This window comes from Cellulomonas jepli, from assembly GCF_047229345.1.
In the GTDB taxonomy this organism is placed as follows: Bacteria; Actinomycetota; Actinomycetes; order Actinomycetales; family Cellulomonadaceae; genus Cellulomonas_A.
Map to the genome: position 1 here is coordinate 1 of NZ_JBFTER010000162.1, position 6,211 is coordinate 6,211.

Here is a 6,211-nt window from a genome sequence, read left to right on the forward strand (position 1 = left end):
CGCCGGACGCGAGGTCTCGTGCACCGCCCGCGGCCGTGCGCGCCCCCGACGCGAGCTGCGCGGCGCCCTGGGCGGACTGGTCGAGGTAGTCGGCGAGCGTGCCGAGGCCCGACGCGGAGGCCGTGACGCCGTCGGCGAGGCCGCGGACGCCGGTCGCCAGCTCGCTCGCACCAGACCCGAGGCGGCTGGCCCCCGACACCAGTCCGGTGGCTCCGTCAGCAACGCCTCCGGTTCCCGCGACCAGGCCGTCCTCGGCTTGCGCCACGATCGCGGCGATCGCCGCACAGGCTTCCGGGGCGCCAGCAGCACAGTCGGTCTCGTACTGGGAGACCGCTGCGTACAGGCCGGTGACACCGTCCTCGACCTTCGCCGCGACATCCGCCAGCGTCGTCGCACCCTCGACGAGACCACCCGGACCGGCGAGCCCAGCAGCAAGGCCGTCCGCCCCCTGCGTCAGCTGCGCGACCTGGGGCCCCGACGCCGCGGCCGCCTCGGCCGACGACCGCGTCTCCTGCGCGAGCCGCGAGAGCCCGCTCGACAGCTCGCCCGCTCCCGTCGCGAGCTGCCCGACACCCCCGGCGAGCTGCCCGGCCCCGGTGCCGAGCGTCCCGATCCCGCCCGCGAGCTGGTCGGCGCCGGCCCCGAGCTGCCCGACGCCGTCGGCGAGCGCGGTCGTCCCGTCGGCGACCTGCGTCGCGCCCGTGCCGAGCTGACCGGCGCCGGACGCGAGCTGGTCCGCGCCGGTCGCGGCCTCGCCGAGCGAGTCGTGCAGCGTCGTGAAGCCGACGAGCACGTTGTCGAGGTAGGTCGTCGTGAGCTGGTCGTTGAGCAGCCCGACGGCCGTGGTGGTGACGGCCTGCGCGACGGCCGCGTCGACGAGCCGCGAGCGCTCGCTCGTCGCGATGTCGATGCGCGCCTGCACGGCCTCGCCGGCCTCCCCGCCGAACGACGTGGCGGCCGCGGAGAAGTCCTCCGGGATCGTCACGACGGTCGCGTACGTGCCGTCGGCGAGGCCCTCCTCGGCGTCGTCGGCGTCGGTGAGGACCCAGGTGAAGTTGCCCGACGAGTCGGACCCGGAGACGTTCGCGACGCCGGTCGCGTCGGTGCCGTCGTCGGACGCCGCCGCGTCGACCGCCCCGGTCCCGTCGGCGCCGTCGCCGTCCGCCGCGTCCGCCGCGTCCGCCGACGCACCGTCCGCGGTCACGAGCGCCGAGGCGAGCTGGCGCCCGAGCGGGACGGTCTGCCCGTCGACCTCGACGGCCTGGTCCAGGTTCACGATCGCGGCCTGCATGCGGTCGAGCCGCTCGGTGGGCTTCCACAGGGCCCAGGTGAGCAGGCCGCCGACGACCAGCGGGACGAGCACGAGCCCGAGCACGCTGACCCACGTCGCGCGTCCGGAGGTGCGGGCGCGCTCGGGGCGCAGCAGCGAGGGGGAAGTCAGTGCCATGCGGATCAACGCACCTTCACGAGGTCGGGGGCGGCGGCGACGCGCACGACGACGAGGCCGCCGGGCGTCTCGGGGAGCAGGCCCTCGAGGTCTGCGGGGTCGAGGCAGCTGACGACGAGGGTGAGGCGGCGCCCGTCGACCCGCGCCTGGCGCAGCGCCTCCTCGACGCACGCGCGCACCTCGCGGCGCAGCACGGGGTCACCGACGGCGTCGAGGTCGTCGACCACGACGACGACCGCGCGCGACGCGAACGCCTCGCGCAGCTCACCGACGGGGTCGACGGCCCGGGCGAGCGACGCGACGGCGACCCGGCCGCGGATCGTCGAGGCGCGCTCGGGGGCGACGAGCCCGTCGACCTTGAGGACGCCGGCGTCGGCGTGCGCCCGGCCGGCGAGGGTCAGCAGCAGCGCGGTGCGGCCGCTGCGGTGGGGTCCGTGCACCACGAGCAGCCCGTCCTGCGGGACGCGCAGGTCGACGCCGGAGTAGATCGGCGTGCCGTCGGGGGCGTCGAGACGCAGGCCGTGCGCCGCGACGGCGTCGGTCGCGCCGGGCTCGGGCCAGTCCGCGAGCGCGATCTCCCGCGTCAGCCCCTCCCCCTCGACGTCGAACGACGGCAGCAGGCGGTCGAGCCAGCGGGGCATGTGCCAGGCGCGGTCGCCGAGGAGGTGCAGCACCGCGGGCACGAGGGTCATGCGCACGACGAACGCGTCGACGAGCACGCCGACCGCGAGGCCGAGCGCGATGGGCTTGATGTTGACGTCGCCCTCGGGCACGAACGCCGCGAAGACCGAGAACATGATGACCGCGGCGGCGGTGACGACCACGGCGGACGCGACGAACCCGGTCCGCACGGCCTCCCGCGCGTCGCCGCCGTGCACGTAGTCCTCGCGCATCCGGGAGACGAGGAACACCTCGTAGTCCATGGCGAGCCCGAACAGCACGCCCATCAGCACGATCGGCATGAAGCTGATGACGGGACCGAGCCGCCCGACCCCGAGCAGGTCCGCCCCGACGCCGTGCTCGAACACGAGCGCGACGACGCCGAACGACGCGCCGACCGAGAGCAGGTACCCGAGGGTCGCCTTGAGCGGCACCCACAGCGACCGGAACACCATCGTGAGCAGCACGAACGAGAGGCCGACGACGAGCAGGCCGAACGGCACGAGCGCCGCACCGAGCCGCGCGGAGATGTCGATCCCGACCGCGGTGACGCCGGTGACGGCGAGGTCGACGCCGTAGCGCTCCTGGAGGCCGTCGTGCGCGTCGCGGATCTCCTGCACGAGCGCCTTGGTCTCGTCGGAGTCCGGGCCACCCTCGGGGATGACCTGGATGATCCCCGTGTCGGCGTTCTGGTTGGGCGTCGCGAGCGGGACCGCGGCCACGCCGTCGAGCTGCTCGATCTCGGCCTTGAGGTCCGCCATGAGCCCGAGCGGGTCGGTCGAGCCGACGATGGTGCCGGTCACGATGAGCGGGCCGTTGTACCCGGGCCCGAAGTGCTCGGTCAGCAGGTCGTAGGTCTCGCGCGCCGGGGTGCCCTCGGGCTGCGACCCGGCGTCGGGCAGCGCGAGGCGCAGGTCGAGCGCGGGCACCGCGAGCGCCCCGAGCCCGAGCACGACGAGCACGACCGTCAGCGCGGGGACCCGCGTCACGGCGCGCACCCACCCGGCGAAGAAGCGGTTCTCGGCCACGGGCGCGACGACGGCGTCGGACGCGTGCGCCCCGGCCGCGTGGCTGCGGGGGACGTCGGTCCCTGCCGCGTGCGTGCCGCCGTGGTGCGCACCGGCCGCCGGGGTGCCGCCTGCGTGCGCTCCCCGACCGGTCGCGTCGTCGTCCACGCGGGACGCCGACGCGCCGCGCCCGTCGCCCTGCTCCGCCCGATCCGCACGCCGGTCCGCGCGGTACCCCGGCCGCAGCCGCTCCCCCGCGAACCCGAGCAGTGCGGGCGTCAGGGTCAGCGCGATGACGACCGCGACGCCGACCGCGCAGGCCGCGGCGACCCCCATCGTCGTGAGGAACGGGATCTGCGCGACGGCGAGCCCGACGAGCGCGATCATCACGGTCAGCCCCGCGAAGACGACGGCGGACCCGGCGGTCGCGAGCGCGCGCGCCGCGGACTCCTCGGGGTCCATGCCCGCCTTCAGCTGGCCCTGGTGCCGCGAGATGATGAACAGCGCGTAGTCGATCCCGACGGCGAGCCCGAGCATGAGCGCGAGCAGCGGGGTCGTCGAGGAGATGGGCGCGACGAGCGTCGCGAGGTAGATGCCGGCCATCGAGAGCCCCACGCCGAGCAGCGCGGTCAGCAGCGGCATCCCCGCGGCGAGGAACGACCCGAAGGTGATCACGAGCACGACGAGCGCGACGATCACGCCGAGCGCCTCGGTGAGCGACGCGTGCGGCACCTCGTTGGCGAACAGCTCACCGCCCAGCGCGGCCTCAGAGCCGGTGGGCAGCGCGTCGGCGAGGTCGGCCTCGACGTCCTCGAGCGCGGTCAGCGCGCTCTCGGCGACGGACTCGCTCGACCCGTCCATCTGCACCACGAGCACGAGCGCCCGGCGGTCGTCCGACACCGAGCCGGTGACGTCGGTGCCGTAGGGGTCGGTGACGGCAGCCACCCCGTCGACGTCGCCGAGCACCTCGACCGCGTCGCCGACGGCCTGCGCGACGGCGGGGTCGTCGACGTCGGAGCCCTCGGCGGCGACGACCACGTAGCGCGCCGAGGTGCCGCTGACCTGCGGGAACGTGCGGCTGAGCTGGTCGAGCGCCTCGCCGGCCTCGGTCCCGGGGATCGAGAAGGTGTTGTCGGTGCCCTGGTTGAGGAACGCGGCGCCGGCCCCGGCGACCAGGACCACCAGGAGCCAGAGGGCGGCGACCCGGCGGCGGGCACGGTAGACGTCCCGTCCGAGCCGGTACAGGAACGAGGACACGGGGGCCTCCGGGGAAGGCAGCCAGTCGGCTGGGTCGGCGTGGTGGTCACGTGGTGATGACGAGATGTCAGGTCGCGCGATACGCCAATGTATCCGATACGGGAACGTATTCGATACAGTGACGTATCGCCACCCGGGATCACCCACCGACCCGGCAGGACGACCCGTCCGGGTTCGCTAGGGTCCAGCCAGAAGGAGGTGCCGTGGCCACCAGCACGCCCGAGCGACCCGTCGTCGCCGCCTCCGGGACCCCGCGTCGGGGCCGGACGCGCGAGCGCCTGCTCGACGCGGCCTACGAGGTCTTCGCCGAGAACGGCGTCCACGCCGCGAGCATCGAGCAGGTCTGCGAGCGTGCCGGGTTCACCCGCGGCGCGTTCTACTCGAACTTCACCACCAAGGAGGAGCTGTTCTTCGCGCTCATGGAGCGCGAGCACGGACTCCGGCTCACGTCCCTCGACGAGCGGGTCGACGCCCTGCTCCCGACGCTCGACCTCTCGGGCGACCTCGACGAGCACGTCATCGGCGACCTCGTCCTCGAGTTCCTCGTCGGCCCGTTCGACAACCGGACGTGGACCCTGGTCTCGAGCGAGTTCCTGCTCCTCGCGATGCGCGACCCCGCCGTCGCCGCCGACTACCTCGCCTACCAGGAGCGCTTCGAGGCCTCGCTCGTGCCGATCGTGCAGCGCGCGATCGACCGCGCCGGGCGCGAGTTCGCGCTCGACCCCCGCGCCGCCGTGCGGATGCTGTGCGCGGTCCAGGTCGACGCCGAGCAGAGCGCGGTCCTCGGGGGCACCGCCGCCGACGAGCGCGACGTCCCCCGCCTCGCGCTCGCCCGGGCGCTGCTCGTCGTGACACGCCCGAAGTCCGCCTGACGCGCGTGGACGGTGCACTCGGGGACCTCGCCTGGCAGGTCGTCGGCCTCGCGCTCGGGCTCGTGGTGCTCGCGCTGCACCGGCGGCACGTGCGCCGGCGGCTCGACGCCGGGGAGTGGAGGCGCTTCGACGGGCACGTGCGCGGCGACGCCCCCTACCCGCAGCGGTTCCGCCGCGTGCACGTCGTCGTGAGCGACGGCGTCCCCCACCTCACCGGCCGGGGCGGGTTCGCGCAGTCCCCGGGACGCTTGCACGTCGAGGGCGACCGCCCGTCGGGAATCCGCGACCGCGTGGGCAACGCGCACGTGCTGCTCACGCGCGACCCGCACGGCCGGCGCGTCGAGATCGCGCTGCGCCAGCCCGACTCCGTCCTGCTGCGCGAGGCGCTCGCCCGCGTCCCGGTGGACCGCTCCCCCACCCCCGGGCTCCTCGACCTCGACGCCCGCCGCCGGCGCACCGCCGACCCGACGGTGCCGCTGAGCCCGCCCGGCGTCGGGGAGCGCCTCGCGTGGGCGCTCGCCGGGCTGCTGCCGCTCGCTGTCGCCTGGCTGTGGGTCGACGGCGAGACGCCCGGGAGCACCACCCGCACGCTCGTCATGCTGGGCGTCGCGGCCGTCTTCCTCGTCGTCGCCCTCGTCGTCGGCGCTCGCCGCCGCGCCCGGTCGCACCGCCCGCTCGCGGAGGTCGGGGCGCCGCCGTCGGCGTTCCGCTGAAGCCCGGGCGCCGCACCGACCCACCCCGGACGCACCGACGCCCCCCGCACCAACGGTGCGGGGGGCGTCGGACGTACGTGGGAGGGCTCAGCGCGAGCGGCGGTTCCCGGCCATCGACATCGCGACCGCGCCGCTCGTCGCGCCGCCGGTCGAGGTCGAGTACACCGAGGTGCTGCCGCCGCCGCGACGGGCGCCGCCACCGGCACGGGCCGGGCGCGCCGGCTGCCCGCCGCGCGACGAGCCGCCACCCTGGCT

At 75.5% G+C, this 6,211-nt stretch carries 3 protein-coding genes and 1 pseudogene; 2 read left to right on the plus strand and 2 right to left on the minus strand.

Features of this window, described 5'->3' with window-relative positions; translation table 11 throughout:
- Both AB6N24_RS22315 and AB6N24_RS22320 read right to left on the minus strand, forming a co-directional pair.
- Positions 1 to 1,447 (minus strand): annotated as a pseudogene (locus AB6N24_RS22315) (YhgE/Pip domain-containing protein); the annotation flags it as partial.
- Between the two features lie 5 nt (positions 1,448 to 1,452).
- Complete coding sequence (locus AB6N24_RS22320; RefSeq protein ID WP_412871555.1) at positions 1,453 to 4,371, minus strand: MMPL family transporter; 2,919 nt, start codon at positions 4,369 to 4,371, stop codon at positions 1,453 to 1,455.
- 203 nt (positions 4,372 to 4,574) lie between these two features.
- Here AB6N24_RS22320 and AB6N24_RS22325 point away from each other — a divergent pair, with 203 nt between their 5' ends.
- Positions 4,575 to 5,243, plus strand: coding sequence for a TetR/AcrR family transcriptional regulator (locus AB6N24_RS22325; protein WP_412871556.1), 669 nt, complete (start codon positions 4,575 to 4,577; stop codon positions 5,241 to 5,243).
- Between the two features lie 5 nt (positions 5,244 to 5,248).
- Positions 5,249 to 5,956, plus strand: coding sequence for a hypothetical protein (locus AB6N24_RS22330; RefSeq protein ID WP_412871557.1), 708 nt, complete (start codon positions 5,249 to 5,251; stop codon positions 5,954 to 5,956).
- Positions 5,957 to 6,211 lie beyond the last annotated feature (255 nt).